The organism is Devosia litorisediminis (assembly GCF_018334155.1).
GTDB lineage: Bacteria > Pseudomonadota > Alphaproteobacteria > Rhizobiales > Devosiaceae > Devosia > Devosia litorisediminis.
Genome location: NZ_JAGXTP010000003.1, coordinates 379,996 through 403,063, shown reverse-complemented (window position 1 = coordinate 403,063; position 23,068 = coordinate 379,996). Strand labels below are relative to the sequence as shown.

Genomic DNA, 23,068 nt, shown 5'->3' with positions numbered 1-23,068 from the left:
AGTTAAAGCGGACGATTTTATCGAATAATCATGAGCAAGCTCCCGGAAGATTTTTTGAGTGTGCTCAACGCCCGCAGCCAGGACATTTTCCGCAAGATTGTGGAGCGGTACCTGGATACGGGCGCGCCAGTGGGCTCCCGCGATCTCAGCCGCATGCTGCAAGGGGGGTTATCCCCCGCTTCGGTGCGCAATGTGATGGCCGATCTTGAAGATCTCGGACTGATCGCAGCGCCGCACACATCGGCGGGCCGTGCCCCGACCCAGGACGGGCTGCGGTTCTTTGTGGACGCCATGCTTGAAGTGGGCGCGGTCAACGAGATCGAGCGCAGCCAGATTGCCCAGTCGATCCAGGGGCAGCAGCGCGGCCAGGTCGAGGATGTGCTGACCGAAGCCAGCCAATTGCTGAGCGGGCTGAGCCATGGGGCCGGGGTGGTGATCACCGCCAAGGCCGACATGGTGCTGCGCCATCTCGAATTCGTGCGGCTTGATAACCATCGCGCCATGGCCATTCTGGTGGGCGAAGATGGTCAGGTGGAAAACCGCATTCTGGAAACCCCGCCGGGGCTGACGGCCAGCGCGCTGACCCAGGCGGGCAATTACATCGCCCATCATGTGGTGGGGCGGACGCTGGCCGAAGCCCGCAAGGTGCTGGCCGCACAACGCGCCCAACAGCGGGCCGAGCTGGATGAGCTGACCCAAAAACTTGTCGATGCGGGTATTGCCACGCTGAGCCAGAGTTCGCCCAGCAATGCCCCCACAGTGATCGTGCGCGGCCGCGCCAATCTGATCAATGACACCATGGCCAGCGACGAATTGCTGCGCATGCGCCAATTGTTCGATGAGCTGGAAAGCAAGGACGGGCTGCTCGATCTGCTGGGCGATGCCGACAAGGCGCAGGGCGTGCGCATCTTTATCGGCTCGGAGAACAAGCTGTTCTCGCTGTCGGGTTCCTCGGTGATCCTGAGCCCCTACAAGGACGCCAATGACAAAGTGGTGGGCGTGCTGGGGGTAATCGGACCGACGCGGCTGAACTATGCGCGCATCGTGCCGGTGGTCGATTATACCGCTCACGTCATCACGGCCATGATGGCGCGCAAGCGCTAGCGGAGAGGCCCGGTAGCCGCCCCGGTGCCGCATTGGGCATGGGGAGAATACCGGGTGGACTTGAAATAGCCCTCATATTGGCCGATATGCGGGGCAAATTGTTTGGTATTTGCGGAAGACAGCAATCATGAGCGACGAGAACGCCGCCTCGGGCGAAACGCCCGAAGTCGAAATCCCGGTTGAAGAGACCGCCGACAACGTCGAACAGATCGACCCGATTGAGGCCCTGCGCGCGGAAAATTCAGAACTCAAGGACCGGGTGCTGCGCACCGTGGCCGAGATGGAAAACCTGCGCAAGCGGACCGAGCGCGACGTCAATGACACGCGCAGCTATGCCATTGCCGGCTTTGCCCGCGATATGCTGAGCGCCACCGATGCGCTGAGCCGCGCCCTGATGGTGCTGCCTGCAGAGGCACGCGAAAATGGCGATGCGACCACCAAGAGCCTGATCGAAGGCATCGAGATGACCGAGCGCGAAATGCAGCGCCTGCTGGCCAAGCATGGCGTGACGCCGATCGACGCCAAGGGTCAGAAATTCGATCCGCACAAGCATCAGGCGATGTTTGAAGTGCCCGATCCCAGCCAGCCCGAAGGCACTGTGGTGCAGGTGGTGCAGGCCGGTTTTGCCATTGGCGACCGCATTCTGCGCCCCGCCATGGTCGGCGTTGCCAAGGGCGGCCCCAGCCATGCGTCAAGCGAAGAAACCGTCGACAAGAGCGCCTAGGATTTCAATCCGAAGCGTTTCACGTGAATCCCCGCGCAAGCGGGGATTTTTCGTTTGGGGGCTGGCGTTCAGCCCAGGATCTGGCGGCTCATGATGCGGGTGACGCCGGCTTCGGCCATGGCGGCCCAGGCCTTGTCGAGCGAGCCATCATTGTCGATGGCGCGGGTGGCGTCCTCGATGACAGTGACGTCAAAACCGCTCGCGGCGCCATCAATGGCGGTCCAGCCGACGCAGTAGTCGGTGGCCAGCCCGACGACATAAAGCCGGCCGATATCGCGTTCATTGAGATAGCCGGCCAGCCCGGTCTGGGTTTCGCGGTCGGCTTCCTGGAACCCCGAATAGCTGTCGATGGCCCGGTTATAGCCCTTGCGAATGATCAGCTGGCCATGGGGAATGTCGAGATCGCGGCTGAGTTCGGCGCCATGGCTGTTCCAGACACAGTGATCGGGCCAGAGCACCTGGGTGCCATAATCAAGCTCGATGGTTTCGAAGGGCGCCTTGGTTGCATGCTGGCTGGCAAAGGAGATGTGATTGGCCGGGTGCCAGTCCTGGGTGAAGACCACATTGGCGAACTTTCTGGCCAGCGCATTGATCAGCGGCACGACCTCGTCGCCATTGGCCACCGCCAGATGACCGCCGGGCAGGAAGTCATATTGCACATCGACCACGACCAGCACGTCGCGCGGGGAAATCGAAATCGTCACTGGCGTTACTCCAACTGAACCGGGGGCTGCACCCATTCGGCCCGCAGCAGGCCACGCACCGAATTGCCCAGCCAGAGTGCATCGGCGGTGCCAAGGTCTGCAAGCGTCAAAACCGCCTCGACAGCCTTGCCGCTGGCGAGCAGCTCGGCGCGCAGCGTGCCGGGCAGCAGACCCGCAGCCAAAGCCGGGGTGTACAGAATGCCATCGCGTTCGATGAACAGATTGGTGATCGAACCCTCGGTGAGTTCGTCGCGCTGGTTGAGAAACACCACCTCATCGACGCCATGATCGGCATGGGCGCGCTGGCGCGGGACGTCATAAAAGGCCCGATTGGTGGTTTTGTGGGCCAGCCACAGGTTCTGGCTGTCGAGCCGTTCGGGCGCCAGCATGAAACGGAATGTGTCGGGATTGGGCGGCAGGAGCACCGCCGTCAGGGCCGGGCCGTCGGCATCCAGGGTCAGGCGCACGCGCATGGGGGTGTTGAAATCTTGAGCCTCGAGCAGGGCATTGATGGCTTCAAGATCGCAGGGCAGGGCAAAATATTCGGCTGAGGCCGCCAGCCGGTCGAGATGACGCTGGCGCAGGATGTAGCCTTGCTGGGGGCGCCAGGCCAGCGTTTCGATCAGGGTGACCGGGTCGGCGGGATTGGTGAAGAACGCCATTTTGAGCAGGGCCTCGCGGTATTCGTCATCTGCGGTGCTGTCGGCAACAATGCCACCGCCAATGCCGATACGGCCATGACCGCTGGCATCAATGATGGCGGTACGGATGGCGACATTGAGGGTCAGATCGCCATTGGGGGCGAAGCAGCCGATCGAGCCGGTATAGAGCCCGCGCGGGCCCGCTTCGAGATCGGCAATGATTTCCATGGCGCGGATCTTGGGGGCGCCGGTGATCGAGCCACAGGGGAAGAGGTTTTCCAGCAGGGCGGTGGTGGTGATGTCGGGCCGCCGTGTGGCGGTAATGCCCGAGGTCATGGTGTGCAGCGTGCGATAGGTTTCCACGGTAAACAGGTCGGTGACCTTGACCGAGCCAATGGTGGCGATGCGGCCCAGATCATTGCGCAGCAGATCGGTGATCATCAGATTTTCAGCACGGTTCTTTTCGTCGCTGGCAAGGGCGGCCTGCCCGGCGGCATCGTCGGCAATTGAAAGCCCGCGCTTGAGCGTGCCTTTCATCGGGCGGGCGCGCAGCGTGGTGCCGCGGCTGGAGACGAACAGTTCTGGCGAGCGCGACAGGATCCAGTGGTCACCGGTATTGAGCAGGGCGCCATAGGCCACCGGTTGCTGGCGCACCAGATCGCGATAGAGCGCAACGGGGTCGCCCTCAAGCCGGAAGCGGGCCTGGAAGGTGAGATTGACCTGATAGGTATCGCCCGCCGCGATCAGGGTTTTGACCTGATCAAAGGCGGCGGCATACTGGTCCGGGCTCAGGCTGGGCACGATATCGAGGGCGCGACCTGTCCTGCCCCTGGCAGCATCGGCCAGCAGCGCATCGACCGCTGCCGATGACAGCTCTTGCGGGGGATCATACAGGCCCAGCCAGAGCAGCGGGGTATCGCTGTGCGCGGGCAGGCGGGGGGCCAGGCGCTCTTCAAAGGCAAAGCCGGCCTCATAGGCCAGATAACCCGCCGCCCACATGCCTTCTTTCTGGGCGGCCTCAAGCTGGGCCAGGGCCGCGTGGACCCCGGCAGCATTGTGGGCCTGCAATACCGCCTTGGGGGCGGTGAACAGCAGGTTGGTGCCGTGTGGGGCACGGGTATCGTGCAGCAGGACAGAGCCGGTGGCGAACATGGCCCGGTTCTAGGGTTTTGCCGGGGCAAAGAAAAGCGCCGTCAACGAGCAAGCCACTTGCTTAATTTCCGCGCCGGTTGATAGTGCGCCGTCGCGGCGCCGATGCGCCCGGCCCCGAGGAGAATAACCATGAACCCCTATTTCAAGGGTGGCCTTGCCGCTTTGGCGCTGGCCGCCAGTGCAATGCCGGCTGCGGCCGAGCCCGTTGCCTTCACGCTGATCAACAATAGCAGCCAGTCGGTGCACTTCTTTTATACCACGCCAAGCAATGAGGATAACTGGGGCGCCGACGTGCTGGGCGAGAACGGCACCATCGAGCCCGATACGATGGGCACCGTGACCATTGGCGATGGCTCGGACGAGTGCTTTTACGATTTCCGCTTTGAGAGTGCCGAAGGCGGCGTGCTTGATGTGCGCGAAGTCGATATCTGCTCGCTGAGCGAATATACCCTGACCGACGCGCAATAGCGTCAAGGGGGCCGCATGGGGAGGTCGGCAGTGCTGCCGGCCTCGCTCAGGTGGCTGAGTCGGGCTGTTTTCTGCCAGAACGGCGGCAATGAGACCAAGCAGGGCCGAATGTGTCCTTTGAACGCTTGAAGCCTTAGGGGGACCCCCCTATATACCCCTCAAGCTCAGCGATGAGCGCAATTTCAATTGCTAGGAACCCGGCTCCAAGGAGCCTCGGATCTGCCTCGCAAGAGGGGCTCCAGCAAGGGTTTGCTTACAGAGAGGCTAGAGTAAATGGCTAAAGTCATTGGTATCGACCTGGGCACCACCAATAGCTGCGTTGCGGTTATGGATGGCACCAATCCCAAGGTTATCGAAAATGCGGAAGGTGCCCGCACCACCCCATCGATGGTCGCCTTCTCCAAGGATGGCGAACGTCTGGTGGGTCAGCCGGCCAAGCGCCAGGCTGTGACCAATCCTGAAAATACCCTGTTTGCCGTGAAGCGCCTGATCGGGCGCCGGTTTGATGACGCTGTCGTGGCCAAGGACAAGAACCTGGTGCCCTTCAAGATCGTCAAGGCCGACAACGGCGATGCCTGGGTGCAGGCTTCCGACGAGAAGTACTCGCCCAGCCAGGTGTCGGCCATGATCCTGCAGAAGATGAAGGAAACCGCTGAGAGCTATCTCGGCGAGACCGTCACCCAGGCCGTGATCACCGTTCCTGCCTATTTCAATGACAGCCAGCGTCAGGCCACCAAGGATGCGGGCAAGATTGCCGGCCTTGAAGTGCTGCGCATCATCAACGAGCCAACCGCTGCGGCTCTGGCCTATGGCCTGGACAAGAAGAATACCGGCACCATCGCGGTCTATGACCTTGGCGGCGGTACCTTCGACGTGTCGATTCTGGAAATCGGCGACGGCGTGTTCGAGGTGAAATCCACCAATGGTGACACCTTCCTGGGCGGTGAAGACTTTGACATGCGTCTGGTCGACTATCTGGCCGACGAGTTCAAGAAAGAGCAGGGCATTGACCTGCGCGGCGACAAGCTGGCGCTGCAGCGTCTCAAGGAAGCCGCTGAAAAGGCCAAGATCGAACTCTCGAGCTCGACCCAGACCGAAATCAACCTGCCCTTCATCACCGCCGACGCTTCGGGTCCAAAGCATCTGACGCTCAAGCTGAGCCGTTCCAAGCTGGAAAGCCTGGTCGACGATCTGATCCAGAAGACCATTGAGCCCTGCAAGCAGGCCATGAAGGACGCTGGCATCAGCGCCAGCCAGATCGACGAAGTCGTTCTAGTGGGTGGCATGAGCCGCATGCCCAAGGTCCAGGAAGTGGTCAAGCAGCTGTTCGGCAAGGAGCCCCACAAGGGCGTGAACCCGGACGAAGTGGTTGCATTGGGCGCCGCCATTCAGGCCGGCGTGCTGCAGGGCGACGTCAAGGACGTGCTGCTGCTCGACGTCACCCCACTCTCGCTCGGCATCGAAACGCTGGGTGGCGTGTTCACCCGTCTGATCGATCGCAACACGACCATCCCGACCAAGAAGAGCCAGACCTTCTCGACCGCTGAAGACAACCAGTCGGCCGTGACGATCCGGGTGTTCCAGGGCGAACGCGAAATGGCCGCCAACAACAAGTTGCTGGGCAATTTCGATCTGGCCGGCATTCCACCTGCACCACGCGGCGTGCCGCAGATTGAAGTGACCTTCGACATCGACGCCAACGGCATCGTGAATGTGTCGGCCAAGGACAAGGGCACCGGCAAGGAGCAGCAGATCCGCATCCAGGCATCTGGTGGTCTGAGCGACGCCGACATCGAGAAGATGGTTCAGGAAGCCGAACAGAACGCTGACGCTGACAAGAAGAAGCGCGAAGCTGTGGAAGCCAAGAACCAGGGTGAAAGCCTGATCCACTCGACCGAGAAGTCGTTGAGCGAATATGCCGACAAGGTCTCGGACGAAGACAAGGCTGCCATTGAAACCGCGATCACCGAGCTCAAGGCCGTGATCGAAGGCGATGATGGCGAGCTGATCAAGGAAAAGACCGACGCGCTGGGTCAGGCATCGATGAAGCTGGGCGAGGCCATGTACAAGGCCAGCCAGGCTGAAGCCGAAGCCAAGGCCAATGGCTCCGATGAAGAGGCCGATGACGACGTCGTCGATGCCGATTTTGAAGAAGTCAGCGACGACGACGACAAGAAGTCCGCCTAAGCGGCTCTGAAGCGACAGATAAAGAGGTCCGGCAGCTGCCGGGCCTCTTTTTGTTTGAACGGGAACTGGGTATGGTGATCCATGAACATTCCAGACCCCAAAACATTCACCGACCCCGACAAACTGCGCAAGCTGATGGCGAACGCTGTCCGGCTTGGCTATGACGACCTGGCCTTTGACTGCCAGATGCGCATTGCCGAGCTGGTGGGCGTTGCCCAAGACACCGCTGGCGACGAGGTCGAACGGGCCTTCTGGACCAGCCTGGCGGCTGCCGAAGAGTTCCGCACCGCCGACAATGGCCGGGTGACCCGGCTGGTCAAGGTGCGCGCCAAGCACAAGCGCGTCGGCGCCAACAAGGTGCTGAGCGATCAGATGATGGAAGAAGGCGTCAGCGACGGCTTCGAGAAACTGGTGGCCCATGGTCGCGGTGACCTGACCAGCGAAGCCATCGTGATGCGCCATGAAGACGAATTCAGCGTCGATGCGGTCAATGCCGCGCGCAAGAAGCTGATGGACAAGGGCGTCAATGTCGCCGACGTAACCGGCTAAGACTGCGCCGCGGGGGCCTGCGTGCCCCCGACCATGCCCCTTCGGGCAGCGCCACCGATATGCGCCGCATCAGCGGCCGCCACCTTCAATCCCCATGCTGCAATCCCCCCGAACCGACACCACACGCGCCACTGGCGCGGTTTTTCGTTGTGGTGAAGGCTTGCTGGTTTCACGTGAATCAGGCCAGAAACCGGCGCCTAGCGGGTATGCCGCTGTCGGCGGACGACAGGGTTGCCGCAAAATATCCTTGATTGAGCCCAATTGCGGACCGGTTCAGCCGGTCCAAGGGACGCTTGAAAACTGACAGGGCAGCGCCATCATGACCGATCCCCGCCCCGATCCCGACGCAGCCGCCGACTCAATTGGCCGGATTGCCGAACTGATCGGGCAAGACCCTGCCATCGGGCTTGATACCGATATGAAGCTGGTGATCGACATGCTGGGACAACTGGGTGCGCGTCCGCTTGAGCAGTTGAGCCCCGATGCGGCCCGCAGCCAGCCCAGGGCCGTCGATGCGATCGCCGCGCTGATGGCGCAGGGGGGCGGCACGCTCAGTGATGATCAGGTGGCGGACGAGGCGCTGAGCATTCCCGGCGGCGATGGCAGCCTTGCGGCGCGGCTTTATCGTCCCGCCGGGCTGGCGGAGCGGCTCAATCCGATGGTGCTGTATTTTCACGGCGGTGGTTTTGTTACCGGCGATCTGGACAGTCACGACGCCTCGGCCCGCGCCTTTGCCTGGCGGGCGGGCGCCATTGTGCTTTCGCTCGATTACCGGCTGGCGCCCGAGCATGGTTTTCCCGCGGCCCATGATGATGCCTGGGCGGCATGGGGCTGGCTGAGTGGTCAGGCCCATCGGCTGGGCGGCGATCCGCGCCGCATTGCGGTGGCCGGCGAAGATGCAGGCGCCAATCTGGCCATGCATGTGGCGCTCAAGGCACGTGAAACGCGGGGGCTGCGGCCGGTACAGCAAGTGCTGATCCATCCCATTGCCGACACGGATATGGGCACACCGTCCTATGATGAAGCCCTGCGCACGCGCCCGATCGGGCTACCCGCCATGCGCTGGCGCTTCAAGCAGCTGTTTCCCGAAGGCATGCCCGAAACCGTGCCCGCGCTGCAATTGGTAGGCCGCGATGATCTGGCCGGACTGCCACCGAGCCTGATCGTGCTGGCGGGGATTGATCCGCTGCGCTCGGAAGGCGAAGCACTGGCCAGCGCATTGAGCGCGGCCGGTGTGGCGGTCACCATGCTGCGCTATGACGGGGTCACGCAGGGATTTTTCGGCATGGGCGGGATCGTCACCAAGGCGCTGTTTGCCCAGGCCGATGTCGCGGACGGGTTGAGCAAGACATTTGCGGCCGCGCTGCGCCGCTAGCCAATCGAATCACCCATGTTGAAGCCTGCGCCCGCTCTTGCTACATGAGCGGGTAATTGGTTGCCCTGAGAGCAGAAGGGCGTTTTGGCCGACAAAAGTGCACCAACTTTTGCTCAAAACGCTCTAGCGGCCCCAGACCCCTTGCGGGCCGTGGGGTCGATTGCCATCTAGGGGCTTAGATCTTGATCGGGCGCGCCTGTCGCGACCGGCAACGCATTGGAGACGTGCTTCTTGTCCAAACGGGATTTCTACGACGTGCTCGGTGTCGAAAAGGGCGCCGATGACGCTGCGCTCAAGAGCGCCTACCGCAAGCTGGCCATGGCGCATCACCCTGACCGGAATCCGGGCAATGATGAGGCCGAGGCCAAGTTCAAGGAAATCAACGAGGCCTATGACACGCTCAAGGACGGCCAGAAGCGGGCCGCCTATGACCGGTTTGGCCACGCGGCGTTCGAGAATGGCGGTGGTCGCGGTCCGAGCGGTTTCGGGCCTGACTTCAACTCGTCCATGTCCGATATCTTTGACGATATCTTTGGCGACTTCATGGGCGGCGGCGGCCGTCGGGGCGGTGGCGGCGCGGCCAAGCTGCGTGGCAGCGATCTGCGCTACAATCTTGAAATCAGCCTCGAAGAGAGCTTTGAAGGCCGCACCGTCGAGATCGACGTGCCAACCTTGGTGGGCTGCGATACCTGCGACGGCTCGGGTGCCAAGCCTGGCACGGGCACCCATACCTGCCGGCAGTGTAATGGCCATGGCAAGGTGCGCGCCGCCCAGGGCTTTTTCACCATTGAGCGGACCTGCCCGGTCTGTCAGGGCCGCGGCCAGATGATGGACCAGCCCTGCACCGATTGTGGTGGTCAGGGCCGTCGTCAGGAAAACCGTACGCTCAGCGTTGATATTCCCAAGGGGATTGAAGACGGCACGCGCATCCGGCTGGCCAATGAAGGCGAAGCGGGGCTGCGCGGGGGCCCGCCGGGGGACCTGTATATCTTTATCTCGATCCGGCCCCATGAGCTGTTCCAGCGCGATGGCGCCGATCTGTTCGCCCGGGTTCCCATTGCCATGACCACCGCCGCACTGGGCGGCGAGTTCGAAGTGCCAACGCTGGACAATGCGAGGGCCAAGGTGAAGGTGTCGGCCGGTACCCAGCCCGGCCAGCGTGTCCGGCTCAAGGGCAAGGGCATGCCGGTGCTGCGCAGCAAGGATGTCGGCGACATGTATGTGCAGCTCGATATCGAGACGCCACAAGCGCTCAGCCGCAAGCAGCGCGAACTTCTCGAAGAGTTCGCCCAGCTCGAAACCGAGGCCACCAGCCCGACCTCGGGCGGGTTCTTCGACAAGCTCAAGAAGATGTTCGACGCCTAAGGCGCATCGCGTATTCAATCAGCGCCATGCGGGGTAACCCCGCATGGTATCAATGCCGCGCACGCGGCAGCGCAATCACCAGCGGCGCCTAGTCCTGGGGCATTTGCGCCATATCCATCCACATATGTTCCCACACATGGCCATCCAGATCGGCAATGGCGCGTGAATACATAAAGCCCATATCCTGGGCCGGCCGTATTTCGCTGCCCCCGGCCTTGAGACCGGCCTCGGCTATGGCATCCACCGCCGCGCGGCTATCGCGCGAGAGCGCATAGAGGGCCTGGGTCTGGGCCTTTGGATCGGGAATGGGCAGGGGCGAGAACTGCTTGAACTTGTCATGGGTGAGCAGCATGACAAAAATGGTGTCGCTGATGACGATGCAGGCCGCTGTCTCATCGGTAAATTGCGGATTGTGATCAAAGCCGATGGCCTTGTAATAGGCCATGGCAGCGTCCAGATCGGTGACCGGCAGGTTGACGAAGATCATTGCAGACATGGGCAATACTCCCTGATGGATTGATATGGCTAGGACATTGCCCGATCGGGGGCAACGCCCTTGCCACGACGGACCAGCCACGTCACTTTCGACATCAATTGAGTTGGAGATGACATGACCACTGCCCTGACCCTGTCCGGATCGATCCGCCAAGGCTCGCACAACCTGAAATTGCAGGCCCATATGGGACGCCAGCTCGAGGCGACGGGCGTGAGCGTGAACGCCATCAATCTGGGTGATTTCAATCTGCCCATCTTCAATGAGGATCTGGAAGCCGATGCCGTTCCGCAGGGTGCGGTGGCCCTGGCCGAGCTATGGCGCAGCCACGACATCGTTTTCATTGCCACGCCAGAATATAATGGCGGGCTGCCGCCACTGCTGGTCAATGCCATCACCTGGGTCAGCCGCCAGCGGCCGAGCCCGTTTCGCCATGCGGTGTTCGGCATTGGCGGGGTGAGCTCGGGCAAGTACGGCACAATCTGGTCGCTGAGCCATCTGCGCGAATCGCTGACCAAGGTGGGAGCGCTGGTGGTGCCAACCCTGCTGGGCATCGGGCCCGCCGAAGAAGCGTTCGACGCCCAGCAGAACTTTGTCGAACCCGCCATTGTGCGCAAGGTCGATCAGATGGTGCACGAACTGACCCATTTTAGCCGGGGCTAGCGCAGTGCGCGCGCTCTATGTCACCCATCCGCAAGTGCTGATCGACGCCAGCGTGCCGGTGCCGCAATGGGGGTTGAGCCCACAGGGGCGCGCGCGGGCCCAGGCTTTTGCCGATCGCGATATCGTACCGACAGGGGCGGCGATCTTTGCCAGCGATGAGCGCAAGGCGATCGAACTGGCCACGCTGTTGTCGCCCGACCGCGATATCCGCATCGATCCTTCCCTGGGCGAGAATGATCGCAGCGCCACCGGCTTTCTGCCCAGCGCAGAATTCGAGACCATGGCTGACCGGTTCTTTGGCGAACCGGCAACCAGTGCCCAGGGCTGGGAACGCGCCATCGACGCTCAGATGCGCATCGTGGCGGCGGTGGCCCGGGCGCTGGCCGAAACCGGCGCGGACCGCCCGGTGGTGTTTTGCGGCCATGGCGGGGTGGGCACCTTGCTCAAGTGCCATGTGAGCGGCCGCGCCATTGCCCGCGCCGAGGATCAGAGCCGGCATGCGCATCCCGGCGGCGGCAATTGCTTCGCGTTCGATCTCGAACCGGCAAAGCTTGCGGCCGAATGGGTGGCGATGGAAGATTTCGCACCCGGCTGGTTCAGCCCTTCTGTTGCGGCAGCTCGATAGTGGCCGCCACCAGTTCATCGGACAGGGACTGAACTGCGATATTGGCCGCGCGCTCGGCATCATCAAGCGTGGTGCCATAGGGCACTTCGAGCCCCAGCCGCTTGGCCGGATCATCGGACCAGACGAAATTCAGATAGGATCTGCGGTTCTGCAGATCGTGGTTGAGATGGGTGACGACGAGCGTGGACATTGACCATTGCCCTCCTTGGCATCGCCAAGACTAAGCACGCCGACCCGCCATCGGCAATCGCGCCCGGCAGCTTGCGGCGTGGGTGCAAATCCTCTAGGTGCTGAGCCAACATACACATCGGAGGGAAGAGCATGGCTGGCCAATTGATCGTTGGACTGGATGTGTCGTCACGCGCACGCGCCGAGGAAATCGTGGCGCTGCTGGGTGACAGCGTCGACTTCTACAAGATTGGCTATCAGTGCTTTTACGGCGCCGATGGCTTCGCGCTGGGCAAGGCGCTGCTGGCGGCAGGCAAGAAGGTGTTCTTTGACCTCAAGCTGCTCGATATCGACAATACGGTCGAAAAGGGCGTGGCCGCGATTGCCGAGACCGGGGCCACCATGCTGACCGTGCACGCCTATCCCCAATGCATGCGCGCCGCGGTCAAGGGTGCGGCAGGCTCGGATCTGTCCATTCTGGGCGTTTCGGTGCTGACCTCGATGGACGATAGCGATCTCAAGGAAGCCGGTTTTGCCCGCGACACGGCAGGACTGGTGGCGCTGCGGGCGCAGCAGGCGCGCGATGCCGGCATTGGCGGGCTGGTCGCCTCGGCGCATGAAGCGGCCATGGTACGCGACATTGTTGGCCCAAATCTCTCCATCGTCACCCCGGGCATCCGGCCGGCCGGCAGCGCGGCTGGTGATCAGAAACGGGTGATGACCCCGGCGCAGGCGCTCAGCGCCGGGGCTACCCATCTGGTGGTGGCGCGGCCCATCATTGAAGCGGCCGATCCCGCTGCTGCGGCCAAAGCCATTCTGGCGGAAATGAATACCGGCACGCGGCTGGCATGATGCGCAAATTCTCTGCCTGCATCGACATGCTGTTCGTCCCCGAGACCGATGATTTTTGCCAGCGCATTGAACTGGCCAAGGCAGCGGGGTTCGAACAGGTCGAATTCTGGCTGTGGTCGAACAAGGATCTCGATGCGGTGGAGCGGGCGCTGCAGCAGACCGGCATCACGCTGGCCGGCATTGTCGCCGAACCGTTTGCCGAGCTGACGCGCGACAGCGACCATGACCGCTTTCTTGCCGGCCTCGAAAACAGCCGCGATGTGGCGGTGCGTCTGGGTGCGCCGATCCTGATCTGCCAGTCGGGGCCGTTGCTTGAGGGCGTCGAGCGCGCCCGCCAGCATGCGGCGCTGACCCGGGCCATGGCCCGCTCGGCCGATGTGCTGACTGGCTCGGGCGTGCGGCTGGCGCTGGAGCCACTCAATGATCGCGTCGATCATCCCGGCTATTACCTGACCAGCACCGCCGAAGCGCTCGACATTGTCGACGCCGTCAACCGCCCCGAGATCGGGCTGACCTATGACATGTATCATTCCATGGTGATGGACGAGGACCCCGAGAGCGTGCTGGCCGGCCGATTGAACCGCATCTTTCACGTCCACATCGCCGACCATCCCGGCCGCAACCAGCCCGGCAGCGGGCATTTGCCGCTCCGACAGAAGCTGAGCTGGCTGGACACACAAGGCTATGCGGGCGCCGTGGGTCTGGAGTTCCGGCCGACGGGAACGACAGCAGACGCGCTGGAAATGATGCGGAGGAGTCTGGGGTAGGTCCGCCGTCAAAGATCGTGTTCTAGCGGGAAGGGCTTCGACTCCCAGAGATGTTCAACGCCCTATTTGCTCCATGCCGGTAGCGTTAACTACTTCTCAGCAGCGGCATGCCGGGGACGATACATCTTGTTGTTTCCTAAAGCCCAAGGCGAGGCTCCAGAATCTGATGTTTGGGAGAATGGGAATGGACTTTATGCGTTTTCTATCTGCGCTGGTTGCCGCTGCGGTTGTTTATTCCGCGGCGTAAAGCAGTGTGCCGACAGCACTGGCTGCAATCGCATTCTTCGTCATGCTCTCAGCCGGGTGGAGCGAAGCCCGGTTTGAGCGGATCATGAAGGCCATCAACTCCAAGTGGGGGCTCGACTAGCGGCAGAGAACGCCTAGCTGGCGGCCAGGCCGTGCTGGCTGAGCAGGGTGGTCAGGTCGACCTGTGGCCTTGCGCCGATATGGCTGATCACTTCATGGGCCGACAGACAGCCGGTCTTGAGGGCTTCTTCCATGGTCTGATTGCGGGCCAGACCGAGCAGGAAGCCCGAGGCGAACAGATCGCCCGCGCCGGTGGCGTCGACCACCTTGTCGATGGGGAAGGCAGGGACCGAGGTCACTTCGCCATTGTGGATGGCCATGGCGCCATCAGCCCCCATGGTAATGGCCGCGACTTCGGCATCCTTGGCAATTTCGCGCACGGCTTCGCCCAGATCATCGGTCTGATAGAGCGATTTGAGCTCGTGCACATTGGCAAAGACGTAGTCGATGGTCTTGGAGCGGATCAGGTCGAGGAATTCGGCACGGAAACGATCAACGCAGAACGGATCAGACAGGGTCAGGGCCGCGGCGCGCTCGTTCTTGTGGGCATAGTGGGCGGCCAGCACGAAGGCCTTCTTGGCCTCCTGGGGATCCCACAGGAAACCTTCCATGAAGGTAATGGCTGCGCCGCCGATCTCGTTTTCGTTGATATCGGCTTCGGTCAGCTGGTGGCAGGCGCCCAGATAGGTGTTCATGGTGCGCTCGCCATCTTCGCTCAGAAAGATCATCGAGCGGGCGGTCAGCGCGCCATTCTTGAGGCGGCTGGTATTGTAGAACACGCCAATATCGTTCAGATCGGCCTCGAACACATCGCCGAGCGGATCATCGGCAACCTTGCCGACAAAGGCGGCGCGACCACCCAGCGAGGCAATGCCGGCTGCGGTATTGGCGGCGCTGCCGCCGGAAATCTGCTGACGGCCCTGGGGCATCTTGGCGTAGAGATCTTCGGCCCGATCGGTATCGATCAGGTGCATGATCCCCTCTTTCATGCCCTCGCGTTCGATGAAGCCTGGTTCCACCGGTGCAATGATATCGACGATGGCATTGCCGATGGTGAGAACGTCGAAGCGCGTCTGGGTCATGAACGGATCCGGGTTGAGGGGGCCGGATGACCGTTTAGAGCAAGGTTTGGCCGGGCGCAACGTCCAGCGGCTCAGCGCTTCTCGATGATTTCGGTGATCAGGGCCTCGATATCCTCGCCGGCCTGGATGGCGATCTGTCCATCAAGCAGCAGGACGGCCAGACCATGCACCCGGGCCCAGGCGGCCAGCGCGGCGATCCGCCCGCCGGGATTATCGCCGCCGCTGACCTGGCGGAGCGTGTCAAAGGCGGCATTGGCGGCCATGCGCAGACCGGGGCGGTTATCGCGCTTGAGCTGGGGCGAAAACATCAGCCGGAACAGCGCTGTATTGTTCAGCGCGAACAGCACATAGGTCTTGCCCATGGCCGAGAGAATATCGGGTGGGTTGCTGGCCGCGACCTCGTTCATGGCGGTGGTGAAGCGCTGATAGCCGGTGACGGCCAGCGCTTCGAGCAGGGCGGCGCGGCTATCGAAATGGCGATAGGGCGCCGCAGGCGACACCCCCACCGCCCGCGCCAGATCGCGCAGACCCAGCCCCGCCTCGCCGTCACGTTCGAGAATGATCAGTGCTGCATCGAGCAGGGCGCGGCGCAGATCGCCGTGATGGTAAGGCGCATTGGCAGATGTTGACATTGTTTACATGGCCATTCATATATGTGAGCAGTGATAACATAAGGTGCTGGAGCCCCGCAAATGGATATCGATCTGGTTCTGGCCGTCGCCCATCATCTGGCGGTGTTCGTGGTGGTGGGGATTGTCGCTGCCGAATTCGCGCTGTTGCGGCCAGGTCTGGAAGGCATGCGACTGAGACAGCTGGCACGGATCGACCGGGCCTATGGCGGCGCGGCAATGTTGCTGATCGCCGTGGGCGTGGGGCGCGTGCTGTTTGGCCAGAGCGGGGCGGGCTATTATCTGGCCAACCACATTTTCTGGGGCAAGATGGGGCTGTTCGTGATTGTGGGCCTGCTCTCGATCCAGCCCACCGTTTCTCTGGTGCGCTGGAGCCGGGCGCTGCGGGATGATCCGGGCTTTGTCGTGCCCGATGCCCAGATCGCGCGCAGCCGCCGCTTCATCCATCTGCAGATAATCGGGCTGGCGCTGATCCCGCTGTTTGCTGCTGCCATGGCGCGGGGCTACGGCATCTAGCCCTGATGGGCCTTGGCCGGAACGCTGGGCATGGGCGTCTTGGGGGTAAAGCGACACCACTGGGCAATCGGGCAGCGCCAGCATTCAGGCTTGCGCGCCTTGCAGATATAGCGCCCGTGCAGGATCAGCCAGTGATGGGCATGCAGCATATATTGCGCGGGGATGACCTTGAGCAGGATCTGCTCGACCGCCAGGGGTGTGTTGGCCGGCGCCATGCCGGTGCGGTTGGAAACCCGGAACAAATGGGTGTCCACCGCGATGGCGGGCTGCTTGAAAAAGATATTGAGCACCACATTTGCGGTCTTGCGACCGACGCCAGGCAGGGCTTCGAGCGCTTCGCGGGTCTGCGGCACTTCGCCACCGTGCAGGTCAAGCAATTGCTGACTGAGCAGGAACACGTTCTTGGCCTTGGTGCGGAACAGGCCAATGGTGCGCACATGCTGCTCGATCTGTTCCTGGCCCAGCGCCACCATGGCGGCGGGATCAGGGGCCAGTGCAAACAATGACTTGGTTGCCTTGTTGACCCCCACATCGGTGGCCTGTGCCGACAGCACCACCGCCACCAGCAGGGTAAAGGCATTGGAATAGTCCAGCTCCCCCTTGGGTTCGGGCTCAATTTGGTGGAAGCGCGCAAAGATGGCTTCGATGTCCGCCCTGGGCAGGCTCTTCACTTTTTTGCTGGCAGCCATTCTCTCGCCTCTGATTCTGGGCCTATAGTTAGGCCACAAGAGAACGCCATGCCAATGCAAGCCACAACCACAACGCCGCTGTTTGCGGCAGAACTGACGCCCAACCGCTCGCTGAGCGCGCGCGGCGCCTGGGTGTTGTTCGGCCTGACCGCCGCGCTGTTCGCCATGCCCGGCCTGTTGTTCATGTCGATGGGCGCCTTTCCGGTCACTGCATTGATGGGGCTGACCGGCGCGGCCATCATCGGTGCGCTCCATGTAGCGCTGCGCCGCAGCAAGCGCAGCGAGCGCGTCACGGTATGGTCCGACCAGATCGAGTGGCTCAGCGTGGACAGTGCTGGCCAAAGCATGCTGCGCCGGTTTGATCCGGTGAGCATCCGGCTGGTGCTGACCCGCGACGAGCACGAAAAGACCAATGCGGTCTGCCTGCGCGATGGCAAGGATGTGTTCGAGCTGGGCGCATTCCTGAGCACCGAAGACAAATCGAGCTTTGCCAAGGCGCTGGGGACGGCGTTGCGCCGGGCACGCAACTAGGTTCGGGCAAAACCGGGTCGCTTCGGGACCCGATGGGTTCTACAGCCTTGATCACGACAGCAATCAGCAATGAGCGTGGCGATGAACCAGGCGGCACAGATCAGTCCGGCCAATGATTACGACACCATCAGGGCGGCCATTCGCTATCTCAGCGAGAACGGACCCGATGTGGCAGACCTGCCCGGTTTCGGTCGCGCGCTGGGGCTGAGCGAGCGGCAATTGACTGATCTTTTCCGGCGCTGGTGTGGTCTGTCGCCCAAGAGCTTTGCCCAGGCCGTGGCGCTGGATCATGCCAAGGGTCTGCTGCGCGCGCAGGAAAGCGTGCTCGACACCACCTATGAGGTGGGACTGAGTTCGACCTCGCGGCTGCATGATCTGTTTGTGACCTATGAGGCGATGCCGCCCGGCGTGTTCCGGGCCGGTGGCGCCGGACTGGACATGATGTGGGGCGCGGCACCCTCGCCCTTTGGCACGGCGGTGGTGACGGCGACCGATTACGGCATGAGCGGGCTGGGCTTTGCCGATGAAGAGACATCGATCGAGCAGGCGTTTGAGGATCTGGCCAATCGCTGGCCCAATGCCCGCTTCGCCCGGGATGATGCCCGCGTTGCGCCCATGGTGGCGCAGGCTTTTGATCCCAACCACTGGGCGGCGGACCGGCCCGTGCGGGTGGTGCTGATCGGCACCGATTTTGAAGTCCAGGTGTGGGAGACACTGCTCAAGATCCCCGTGGGCAAGGCGACCACCTATTCGGCCGTGGCCAATCATATCGGCCGCCCCACCGCCTCGCGTGCCGTTGGCGCGGCGGTGGGCAAGAACCCGATCAGCTTTGTGGTGCCGTGCCACCGCGTGGTGGGCACATCGGGGGCACTGACCGGCTATCACTGGGGTGTGCCCCGCAAGCGCGCCATTCTGGGCTGGGAAGCCGGGGTGATCTCGGCGACACGCCAGGCCTGATAGCTAAAAATCCTCTGGTTCAGGCATCAACGGCCCGGCCATTCGTGCTTTGCTCTCAATCGCCTTCTCGCCTCAAATCGCGCCACTGGCGCGATTTGCCCTGCGGGATAGTTCGACGTTTCACGTGAATCGGTAGCTTTGAGCGGAACTTCGGCGGCGCTGGGGGCTTGGTCCTTTGACAAACCCTGGAGGCACCATGTCCGAACCCGTCCGCGCGGTTCTCATCGGCGTGGCGGCCACGGTTGGATTGGCCATGGTGTGGCTGCTCGCCGGACCGCTACTGACCATTTTTGCCGGCCTGCTGGTGGCGGCGCTGCTTGACGCCATCGTGCGCGGCATACGCCGGGTCGTGCCCCTGCCACAGGCACCGCTGGTGATCGTGGTCAGCCTCGCCATTGTCGGGCTGACAGCCACGGGGCTGTCCTTTGGCGGCATGGGGCTGTGGCGCTCGGTGGATGAGCTGGTGCAGATGCTCAGGCTGCAAGCGGGAGAAATCTATCAGCAACTGGCCTCATTTGGATCCGGCAGCGATCTGCTGCCCGATGACCCGGGCGCCATGCTGGCCGATTTCATGCCCAGTTCTGCCGGGGTGTTCTCCAGCGCCCAGTTCCTGTTCGGCAGCACGATGGGACTGGTGAGCAATGCCGTGGTGATCGTATTTCTGGGCATTTTCTTTGCCCTGGCGCCGGGGCGTTATCGCGACGGGCTGTTGCGCATGGTGCCTGCTTCGGCGCGCGAGGAAGCCCGCCGGGCCATGGATGGCACCGGCCATACGCTGCGCGGCTGGCTGGTCACGCAGATGGTGACCATGATGGTGGTTGGCACGCTGATGGGGGGGCTGCTGCTGGCACTGGGCGTGCCCAATGCGATTTTGCTGGGCGTACTAGCCGGGCTGTTGAACTTCGTGCCGTTTCTGGGGCCGCTGTTTTCCGCCGTGCCGGTGCTGATGACACTGGCGACGCAGGACATGACCACGCTGATCATCGGCGTTGGGGGGCTTTTGCTGATCCAGAATCTGGAAGGCTATGTGCTCACGCCCATGCTGCAGGCGCGGATCATTTCGCTGCCGCCGGCGTGGTCGCTGTGCATGATGCTGGTGATGGGGGCCCTGTTCGGGCTGCCGGGTGTGGCGCTGGCCACACCGTTGTTCGCCGTCATTCGCTCGCTGACGCTGTCGCTCTATGTCGAACCGCAGCGGGCCGGTGCCGGCCCGCCGCTGGAAGATGATTGAGCTAAAGCTCGACGCGGCGCTCGAGCTTACCGTCGGTGCTGATCTCATAAACCGTTGGCTGACCGGTGCCGATTTCGCGGGCCAGAATCTGCTCGGGCGTCAGGTCTTCAATGTACTTGACCAGGGCGCGCAGCGAATTGCCGTGAGCGGCGACCAGCACGGTCTTGCCGGCCTTGAGCAGCGGCAGCAATTCGGTCTCGTAATAGGGCAGGGTGCGGTCGGCCGTGTCCTTCAGGCTCTCGCCGCCGGGCGGGGGAACGTCGTAGCTGCGGCGCCAGATATGGACCTGCTCCTCACCCCATTTGACGCGGGCGTCGTCCTTGTTCAGACCCGCCAGATCACCATAGTCACGCTCATTGAGCGCGATATTGCGGGTGATGGTGACATTGTCGATGCCCATTTCCTCAAGCATCAGGTCCAGCGTGTGCTGGGCGCGACGCAGGGCCGAGGTGTAGTAATAGTCCGGTACGATGCCCTTGGCCTTGAGCGCCTTGCCGGTCTCGCGGGCTTCTTCAACACCCTTTTCGGTCAGGTCCGGATTGCGCCAGCCGGTGAAGAGGTTTTTCAGGTTCCACTCGCTCTGGCCGTGGCGGACGAGGATCAGGGTTCCGGTCATCAAAATCATCCTTGTTCAGTCGTTGAGGCCGAGCACGTCGACCATGGAATAGAGCCCGGGCTGCTGATCGGCAGCCCAGAGGGCGGCGCGGGCAGCGCCATTGGCAAAGATCGAACGGTCCTCGGCGCGGTGGCCCAGCTCGATCCGCTCGCCGGGACCCGCCAGGATCACCGAATGATCGCCCACAACCGTACCGCCGCGCAGGGTGGCAAAACCGATCGTGCCGGTTTCGCGCGGGCCGGTATGGCCATCCCGGACGCGCACCGCATGGGCCTTGAGCGAAATATCGCGGCCCTTGGCGGCGGCTTCGCCGAGCATCAGGGCAGTACCCGATGGTGCGTCGACCTTGCGGTTGTGGTGCATTTCAAGAATGTCGATATCGTAGTCAGCCAGGGCGGCGGCAGCCTTTTCGACCAGATTGGTCAGCACCACCATGCCCATAGAAAAATTGCCGGACTTGACGATGCGCGCGCCATCCTTGGCCGATTGGGCAATCGCCGCGTCGTCAGCTTCGCTACAACCAGTAGTGCCGATAATGTGCACCAGGCCGAGATCGGCCACGCGGGCGGCCAGCGCCACACTGGCCTGGGGCGCGGTAAAATCGATAATGATGTCGGCGCCCACCAGAGCGACATCAAGATCATCGGTAATGGTGACGCCCTGTGCGGCAATGCCCGCGAACAGCCCGGCATCCTGGCCAATGGCGTCGGCGCCGACACGATCGACGGCAGCATGCAGGCTCAGCCCGGCCTGCGCCGCGACAGCGCGAATATTGGCCGCACCCATGCGCCCACCGGCGCCAGCGACCACGACCTTGAGTTCTGCCATCTGTCGTCTCCCAATTCGGTCTGGGCTATAGCAGCGCTGTGATAAAAGGCCAACACTGTGCCCGGGCCTGCCGCATTACCGTCAACATGGTAAGGTTGAGGTTGGGACAAAACCAAGGACGCTGATTTGACTATCACCAACGCGCTGGCCGGTATCGCGGTGGACGACATCACCGAGGCGCTCGATTTCTATGAACGGCTGTTTGGGCGGGCGCCAGATGCGCGGCCGATCAGCGATGTTGCGGAGTGGAAACTGCCCGGTGGTGGCTGGGTGCAGATCCTGGCGGACAGCGACAAGGCGGGGGCGTCAACGCTGACGCTGATCGTTGATGATCTGGCCGAGGAGCTGGGCCGGCTAAGCCTGCAGGGGCTCAAGCCGGTCGCCAAATCGATGGGCGATTTCTTCAAGACCGCCAAGTTCCGCGACAGCGACGGCAATCAGATCATCTTCAGCCAGCCCCAGCACGGGACCTATTAGACCCGGCGCAGCTTGACGTCCTCGATGTGGTGGCTCTTGCCCTTTTTGAGGATGAGATCGGCACGGCCGCGCGTGGGCAGCACATTGTCGAGCAGGTTGGGCAGGTTGATGGTGCGCCACACCATGCGGCCAAATTCGCCAGCTTCTTCTTCGCTCATTTCGGCAAAGCGGCGGAAGAACGAGGTTGGGTCCTTGAAGGCGGTCTCGCGCAGGCGGAAGAAGCGCTCCATGAACCAGGCCTCAAGATCATCGACTTCGGCGTCGATATAGATCGAGAAATCGATGAAGTCCGAAGCGAACAGGATCGGCGCGCCGTTCTTGGGCAATTCGCCGGGCTGCAGGATGTTGAGCCCCTCAACGATCAGGATATCGGGCTGCTCGATGGTGACTTCGCTATCGGGCACCACGTCGTAGACCATGTGGGAATAGACCGGCACCTTGACGTTGGTCTTGCCCGATTTGATATCGGCCAGAAACTGCACGAAGCGGGCGCGATCATAGCTTTCGGGAAAACCCTTGCGCGCCATGATGCCGCGCTTTTCCAGCTCCGCATTGGGATGCAGGAAGCCGTCCGTGGTGACCAGATCCACCTTGGGGCTGGCCGGCCAGCGCTGCAGGAGCGCCTGCAGGATACGCGCGGTGGTCGACTTGCCCACCGCGACCGACCCGGCCACACCGATGATGAAGGGGACCTTGTGGTCGCGGGTTTCGAGAAAACGGGTCGAGACCGAGTGCAGGTTCTGGATCGCCTCGACATAGAATGAGAGCAGACGCGTCAGCGGCAGATAGGTCTCTTCGGCCTCTTCAAGCGAGATCGGATCGCTCAGTGTGCGCAGACGCGAAATGTCTTCGCGGGTCAGCGTCATGGGTTCGTCGGCGCGCAGGGCCCCCCATTGCGCCTTGGTGAAATGGTGATACGGCGCCAGGACCGGCTTGCGCTTGGCCATCAGCCCTGATCCTGACCGGGTTGATATTGGCGGGCGGCCTTTTCGGCCAGGCCCGACTGGGCCGTGCGGGCATCAAGCTCGGCCATCACATCCGCCAACGGCACCCCGGCAGCGCGCAGTACAACGAGCAGGTGATAGAGCACGTCGGCGCTCTCCTTGACCAGTTCGGGCTTGTTGGCGGTGACCGCGGCGATCACCGCTTCGGTGGCTTCCTCACCCAGCTTCTGCGCGCATTTTTCAATACCGCGGCTGAGCAGTTTGGCGGTGTAGCTGTCCTCGGGTGCGGCAGCTGCACGCAGGGCGAGGCGGGCGTCGAGATCGTCCAGGGTCATGGCAGGCAAGGCTCCTCATCGACGATGTCATCCCGGTATTGAGCCGGGGTAGCACCGCTATTGGGACTGGCTTAAAGCAAACTTTGGTGG

General features: G+C 62.5%; 27 protein-coding genes. 16 read left to right on the top strand and 11 right to left on the bottom strand.

Features of this window, described 5'->3' with window-relative positions; genetic code table 11:
* The first annotated feature begins 30 nt into the window (after positions 1-30).
* Together hrcA and grpE are read left to right on the top strand one after the other, a co-directional pair.
* Entirely contained in the window at positions 31-1,104 is a 1,074-nt protein-coding gene (gene hrcA, locus KD146_RS17040) for a heat-inducible transcriptional repressor HrcA (protein ID WP_212660027.1), read from the top strand.
* Between the two features lie 127 nt (positions 1,105-1,231).
* Complete coding sequence (grpE, locus tag KD146_RS17035) at positions 1,232-1,828, top strand: nucleotide exchange factor GrpE (RefSeq protein ID WP_212660026.1); 597 nt, start codon at positions 1,232-1,234, stop codon at positions 1,826-1,828.
* 68 nt (positions 1,829-1,896) lie between these two features.
* On the opposite strand, the gene pncA is transcribed toward grpE, so the two are convergent.
* Both pncA and pabB read right to left on the bottom strand, forming a co-directional pair.
* Positions 1,897-2,568, bottom strand: coding sequence for a bifunctional nicotinamidase/pyrazinamidase (pncA, locus tag KD146_RS17030; protein ID WP_212660025.1), 672 nt, complete (start codon positions 2,566-2,568; stop codon positions 1,897-1,899).
* Positions 2,538-4,325: an aminodeoxychorismate synthase component I gene (gene pabB / locus KD146_RS17025; protein WP_212660024.1), complete on the bottom strand. Its 1,788-nt coding sequence runs from the start codon at positions 4,323-4,325 to the stop codon at positions 2,538-2,540. The genes pncA and pabB overlap by 31 nt, the downstream gene beginning before the upstream one ends.
* A 129-nt stretch (positions 4,326-4,454) precedes the next feature.
* Between pabB and KD146_RS17020 the strand changes: the two genes are divergently transcribed.
* The 5 genes from KD146_RS17020 to dnaJ all read left to right on the top strand — a co-directional run bounded on the left by KD146_RS17020 (position 4,455) and on the right by dnaJ (position 10,269).
* Positions 4,455-4,793 (top strand): hypothetical protein, encoded by a 339-nt coding sequence (locus KD146_RS17020; protein ID WP_212660023.1) that lies wholly within the window; start codon positions 4,455-4,457, stop codon positions 4,791-4,793.
* 273 nt (positions 4,794-5,066) lie between these two features.
* Complete coding sequence (dnaK, locus tag KD146_RS17015; protein ID WP_212660022.1) at positions 5,067-6,980, top strand: molecular chaperone DnaK; 1,914 nt, start codon at positions 5,067-5,069, stop codon at positions 6,978-6,980.
* A gap of 81 nt (positions 6,981-7,061) precedes the next feature.
* Entirely contained in the window at positions 7,062-7,529 is a 468-nt protein-coding gene (locus tag KD146_RS17010) for a hypothetical protein (RefSeq protein WP_212660021.1), read from the top strand.
* A gap of 319 nt (positions 7,530-7,848) precedes the next feature.
* Positions 7,849-8,904 carry an alpha/beta hydrolase gene (locus tag KD146_RS17005; RefSeq protein ID WP_212660020.1) on the top strand — a complete coding sequence of 352 codons (1,056 nt, stop codon included), beginning with the start codon at positions 7,849-7,851 and terminating at the stop codon, positions 8,902-8,904.
* A 231-nt stretch (positions 8,905-9,135) separates the two neighbouring features.
* Positions 9,136-10,269, top strand: a complete 1,134-nt coding sequence (dnaJ, locus tag KD146_RS17000; protein WP_212660019.1) for a molecular chaperone DnaJ — start codon at positions 9,136-9,138, stop codon at positions 10,267-10,269.
* 88 nt (positions 10,270-10,357) lie between these two features.
* Here the strand turns inward: dnaJ and KD146_RS16995 are convergent, their stop codons facing one another.
* Positions 10,358-10,765: a VOC family protein gene (locus KD146_RS16995; RefSeq protein WP_212660018.1), complete on the bottom strand. Its 408-nt coding sequence runs from the start codon at positions 10,763-10,765 to the stop codon at positions 10,358-10,360.
* 114 nt (positions 10,766-10,879) lie between these two features.
* Between KD146_RS16995 and KD146_RS16990 the strand changes: the two genes are divergently transcribed.
* Together KD146_RS16990 and KD146_RS16985 are read left to right on the top strand one after the other, a co-directional pair.
* Complete coding sequence (locus tag KD146_RS16990) at positions 10,880-11,425, top strand: NADPH-dependent FMN reductase (protein WP_212660017.1); 546 nt, start codon at positions 10,880-10,882, stop codon at positions 11,423-11,425.
* Between the two features lie 4 nt (positions 11,426-11,429).
* Complete coding sequence (locus KD146_RS16985) at positions 11,430-12,050, top strand: histidine phosphatase family protein (RefSeq protein ID WP_212660016.1); 621 nt, start codon at positions 11,430-11,432, stop codon at positions 12,048-12,050.
* Here KD146_RS16985 and KD146_RS16980 read toward each other — a convergent pair.
* A complete protein-coding gene (locus tag KD146_RS16980) occupies positions 12,022-12,240 on the bottom strand; it encodes a hypothetical protein (protein WP_212660015.1) in 219 nt (72 codons plus the stop codon). The genes KD146_RS16985 and KD146_RS16980 overlap by 29 nt on opposite strands.
* A 131-nt stretch (positions 12,241-12,371) precedes the next feature.
* On the opposite strand from KD146_RS16980, the gene pyrF reads away from it, so the two are divergent.
* Positions 12,372-13,070, top strand: coding sequence for an orotidine-5'-phosphate decarboxylase (gene pyrF, locus KD146_RS16975; RefSeq protein ID WP_212660014.1), 699 nt, complete (start codon positions 12,372-12,374; stop codon positions 13,068-13,070).
* Positions 13,070-13,837, top strand: a complete 768-nt coding sequence (locus KD146_RS16970) for a hydroxypyruvate isomerase family protein (protein WP_212660092.1) — start codon at positions 13,070-13,072, stop codon at positions 13,835-13,837. Before pyrF ends, KD146_RS16970 begins: the two co-directional genes overlap by 1 nt.
* 380 nt (positions 13,838-14,217) lie before the next feature.
* On the opposite strand, the gene KD146_RS16965 is transcribed toward KD146_RS16970, so the two are convergent.
* Positions 14,218-15,225: an adenosine kinase gene (locus KD146_RS16965; RefSeq protein WP_212660013.1), complete on the bottom strand. Its 1,008-nt coding sequence runs from the start codon at positions 15,223-15,225 to the stop codon at positions 14,218-14,220.
* 71 nt (positions 15,226-15,296) lie between these two features.
* Positions 15,297-15,857 (bottom strand): TetR/AcrR family transcriptional regulator, encoded by a 561-nt coding sequence (locus KD146_RS16960; protein ID WP_212660012.1) that lies wholly within the window; start codon positions 15,855-15,857, stop codon positions 15,297-15,299.
* Positions 15,858-15,917: 60 nt separating this feature from the next.
* Between KD146_RS16960 and KD146_RS16955 the strand changes: the two genes are divergently transcribed.
* The gene (locus tag KD146_RS16955; protein ID WP_212660011.1) at positions 15,918-16,370 is read left to right on the top strand and encodes a DUF2214 family protein; all 453 of its coding nucleotides are present in this window, start codon (positions 15,918-15,920) and stop codon (positions 16,368-16,370) included.
* Here the strand turns inward: KD146_RS16955 and nth are convergent.
* Positions 16,367-17,059, bottom strand: coding sequence for an endonuclease III (gene nth, locus KD146_RS16950; protein ID WP_212660010.1), 693 nt, complete (start codon positions 17,057-17,059; stop codon positions 16,367-16,369). The genes KD146_RS16955 and nth overlap by 4 nt on opposite strands.
* 48 nt (positions 17,060-17,107) lie before the next feature.
* On the opposite strand from nth, the gene KD146_RS16945 reads away from it, so the two are divergent.
* The 3 genes from KD146_RS16945 to KD146_RS16935 all read left to right on the top strand — a co-directional run bounded on the left by KD146_RS16945 (position 17,108) and on the right by KD146_RS16935 (position 19,778).
* Positions 17,108-17,590 (top strand): DUF2244 domain-containing protein, encoded by a 483-nt coding sequence (locus KD146_RS16945; protein WP_212660009.1) that lies wholly within the window; start codon positions 17,108-17,110, stop codon positions 17,588-17,590.
* A gap of 69 nt (positions 17,591-17,659) precedes the next feature.
* Positions 17,660-18,547 (top strand): methylated-DNA--[protein]-cysteine S-methyltransferase, encoded by an 888-nt coding sequence (locus KD146_RS16940; RefSeq protein WP_212660008.1) that lies wholly within the window; start codon positions 17,660-17,662, stop codon positions 18,545-18,547.
* A gap of 196 nt (positions 18,548-18,743) precedes the next feature.
* Positions 18,744-19,778, top strand: a complete 1,035-nt coding sequence (locus tag KD146_RS16935) for an AI-2E family transporter (protein WP_212660007.1) — start codon at positions 18,744-18,746, stop codon at positions 19,776-19,778.
* 1 nt (position 19,779) lies between these two features.
* On the opposite strand, the gene KD146_RS16930 is transcribed toward KD146_RS16935, so the two are convergent.
* Together KD146_RS16930 and dapB are read right to left on the bottom strand one after the other, a co-directional pair.
* Positions 19,780-20,394 (bottom strand): 2,3-bisphosphoglycerate-dependent phosphoglycerate mutase, encoded by a 615-nt coding sequence (locus tag KD146_RS16930; RefSeq protein ID WP_212660006.1) that lies wholly within the window; start codon positions 20,392-20,394, stop codon positions 19,780-19,782.
* Between the two features lie 15 nt (positions 20,395-20,409).
* Positions 20,410-21,222, bottom strand: coding sequence for a 4-hydroxy-tetrahydrodipicolinate reductase (gene dapB / locus KD146_RS16925; protein WP_212660005.1), 813 nt, complete (start codon positions 21,220-21,222; stop codon positions 20,410-20,412).
* Between the two features lie 126 nt (positions 21,223-21,348).
* Between dapB and KD146_RS16920 the strand changes: the two genes are divergently transcribed.
* Entirely contained in the window at positions 21,349-21,699 is a 351-nt protein-coding gene (locus KD146_RS16920) for a VOC family protein (RefSeq protein ID WP_212660004.1), read from the top strand.
* Here the strand turns inward: KD146_RS16920 and coaA are convergent.
* The gene (gene coaA, locus KD146_RS16915; protein ID WP_212660003.1) at positions 21,696-22,646 is read right to left on the bottom strand and encodes a type I pantothenate kinase; all 951 of its coding nucleotides are present in this window, start codon (positions 22,644-22,646) and stop codon (positions 21,696-21,698) included. The two genes, KD146_RS16920 and coaA, sit on opposite strands and share 4 nt — an antisense overlap.
* Positions 22,646-22,978, bottom strand: a complete 333-nt coding sequence (locus KD146_RS16910; protein ID WP_212660002.1) for a phosphoribosyl-ATP diphosphatase — start codon at positions 22,976-22,978, stop codon at positions 22,646-22,648. The genes coaA and KD146_RS16910 overlap by 1 nt, the downstream gene beginning before the upstream one ends.
* Positions 22,979-23,068: the final 90 nt, after the last annotated feature.